Origin of the sequence: Pigmentiphaga sp. (assembly GCF_019689535.1) — a bacterium.
Classification (GTDB): Bacteria; Pseudomonadota; Gammaproteobacteria; order Burkholderiales; family Burkholderiaceae_B; genus Pigmentiphaga.
The window spans coordinates 1-2,123 of record NZ_JADGHH010000336.1 but is presented as its reverse complement, the minus strand read 5'-3'; the positions used below and the strand labels follow the sequence as shown (position 1 = coordinate 2,123).

General features: G+C 66.5%; 3 protein-coding genes. All 3 read left to right on the top strand.

The features are described from left to right. Window positions 1-102, top strand: a 102-nt coding sequence (locus IRZ12_RS17470) for a 3-oxoacyl-[acyl-carrier-protein] synthase III C-terminal domain-containing protein (protein WP_296471353.1), incomplete at its 5' end; no start/stop codon positions are given. Window positions 103-124: 22 nt separating this feature from the next. Then, window positions 125-1,066, top strand: a complete 942-nt coding sequence (fabD, locus tag IRZ12_RS17465; protein WP_296471350.1) for an ACP S-malonyltransferase — start codon at window positions 125-127, stop codon at window positions 1,064-1,066. A 180-nt stretch (window positions 1,067-1,246) separates the two neighbouring features. After that, window positions 1,247-1,990 (top strand): 3-oxoacyl-ACP reductase FabG, encoded by a 744-nt coding sequence (gene fabG, locus IRZ12_RS17460; protein ID WP_296471346.1) that lies wholly within the window; start codon window positions 1,247-1,249, stop codon window positions 1,988-1,990. Window positions 1,991-2,123: the final 133 nt, after the last annotated feature.

The window sequence follows — 2,123 nt, the reverse complement described above, 5'->3', positions numbered from 1 at the left end:
GACGTGGCCCGGCGCGACGGGCGCGTCAAGCGGGGGGACTTGGTGATGCTGCAGGGGGTGGGCGGCGGATTTACCTGGGGCGCCGTGCTCGCACGCATGTGAGCGCCCGGAAACAGAGGTACCCATGACTAAAATCGCATTCGTCTTTCCCGGCCAGGGTTCGCAATCCGTCGGCATGCTCGACGGCTTCGCCGGCAATGCCGCCGTGGCCGATGTCGTGGCGCGCGCCAGCGCCGCCCTGGGCGAGGACCTCGCCGGCCTGATGGCCAACGGCCCCGCGGAAAAACTCAATCTCACCACGCACACGCAGCCTGTCATGTTGACGGCAGGCGTCGCTGCCTATGCCGCCTGGCAGGCAGCGGGCGGACCGGCCCCGGCGGTGGTGGCCGGGCACAGCCTGGGCGAATATGCCGCGCTGGTCGCCGCCGGTGCGCTGACACTCGAGGATGCCGTGCGTCTCGTCCGCATTCGCGCCGATGCCATGCAGTCCGCGGTGCCGGTCGGCGCAGGCGGCATGGCGGCCATCCTCGGCCTGAGCGACGACCAAGTGCGGGAAGTATGCGCCGCGTCGGCCCAGTCGGAAGTGGTCGAGGCAGTCAATTTCAATGCGCCCGCCCAGGTCGTGATCGCCGGCCACAAGGCGGCCGTGGAACGCGCATGCGAAGCCGCCAAGCAGGCCGGCGCCAAGCGCGCGTTGCCGCTGCCCGTTTCGGCCCCGTTTCACTCCAGCCTCATGCAGCCGGCCGCCGACACCTTGGCCAAGGCGCTCGAGGCCATCGATATCCAGTCGCCCCGCGTCCCGGTCCTGAACAACGTGGACGTGGCCGCGCCCACGGAGCCTGCGGCGATCTCGGATGCGCTGGTGCGGCAGGCCTGGCATCCGGTACGATGGGTAGAAACCATACAAACCATGCAGGCCAAGGGCATCACCCATGTCGTCGAATGCGGGCCCGGCAAGGTCTTGACCGGATTGACCAAGCGTATCGCGCCCGGGTTGACGGCATTGGCCGTCACCGACGAGGCGTCGCTGAAGGCCGCCTTGGAGGCAGTAGCCGGCGGGGCTTGAGTCGCTTTTCGTGTTCCGCGGCTTCCGAGGTTCGGGGCGGTGGACAGGCCTGGGCGCCGTTCGGTGCCTGGGGGCGAGCCCCCGCGCATAGGCCGCGGGTGGGATCGCGCAGGTAACGGAAGGAAAGGTTGAACCGGCGCGGAGCGGGTGGCCGCGCCAGTCGGATAGAAGGAAGAAACCATGGAATTGCAAGGCAAAGTCGCGTTGGTGACGGGAGCATCGCGGGGGATAGGCAAGGCAATCGCGGCTGAACTGGCCGCGCGGGGCGCGACGGTGATCGGTACCGCCACCACACAAGCCGGCGCCGAGGCCATTACCGAAGCGCTTGCCGCCTATCCGACCAAAGGCCGCGGCGCGGTGCTGCAAGTCAATGATGGCGCGGCCGTGGATGCGCTGGTGGACCAAATCGGCAAAGCCGAGGGCGGCCCGCACATTTTGGTGAACAACGCCGGCATTACCCGGGATACACTCGCGATGCGCATGAAGGACGAGGATTGGTCGGCCGTGATCGACACCAATCTGACGGCGGTATTCCGCTTGTCGCGCGCCGTCATGCGGGGGATGATGAAGGCGAAATGGGGCCGCATCATCAACGTGACGTCCGTGGTCGGTGCCAGCGGCAACGCCGGTCAGGCCAACTATGCGGCGGCCAAGGCGGGCGTGGCGGGCATGACCCGTGCTCTGGCTCGGGAACTGGGTAGCCGCAACATTACCGTCAACTGCGTTGCTCCCGGGTTCATCGACACCGACATGACCCGGGCTCTTGGAGAGGATCAAACCGGCGCCCTGCTGGGACAGATTCCGCTGGGCCGCCTCGGTAGTCCCGAAGACGTCGCTCACTGCGTGGCTTTTCTGGCCTCGCCCGGGGCGGGGTACGTTACCGGCGCCACGTTGCACGTCAACGGCGGCATGTTCATGAACTGATTTCCGCGTATTGCGACCGCGATATGCATTCGTCCGGCTGGGGCGCTTTAGACAAGCGAGCTTGGCTATAATTCACTTAGATATAGACCCTTTTGGAGGATCTCCATGGATAGCATCGAACAGCGCGTGAAGA

Bases quoted from the DNA above. Each gene is read 5' to 3' on its own strand.
- fabD (WP_296471350.1), top strand. From the start codon at position 125: ATGACTAAAATCGCATTCGTCTTTCCCGGCCAGGGTTCGCAATCCGTC.
- fabG (WP_296471346.1), top strand. From the start codon at position 1,247: ATGGAATTGCAAGGCAAAGTCGCGTTGGTGACGGGAGCATCGCGGGGG.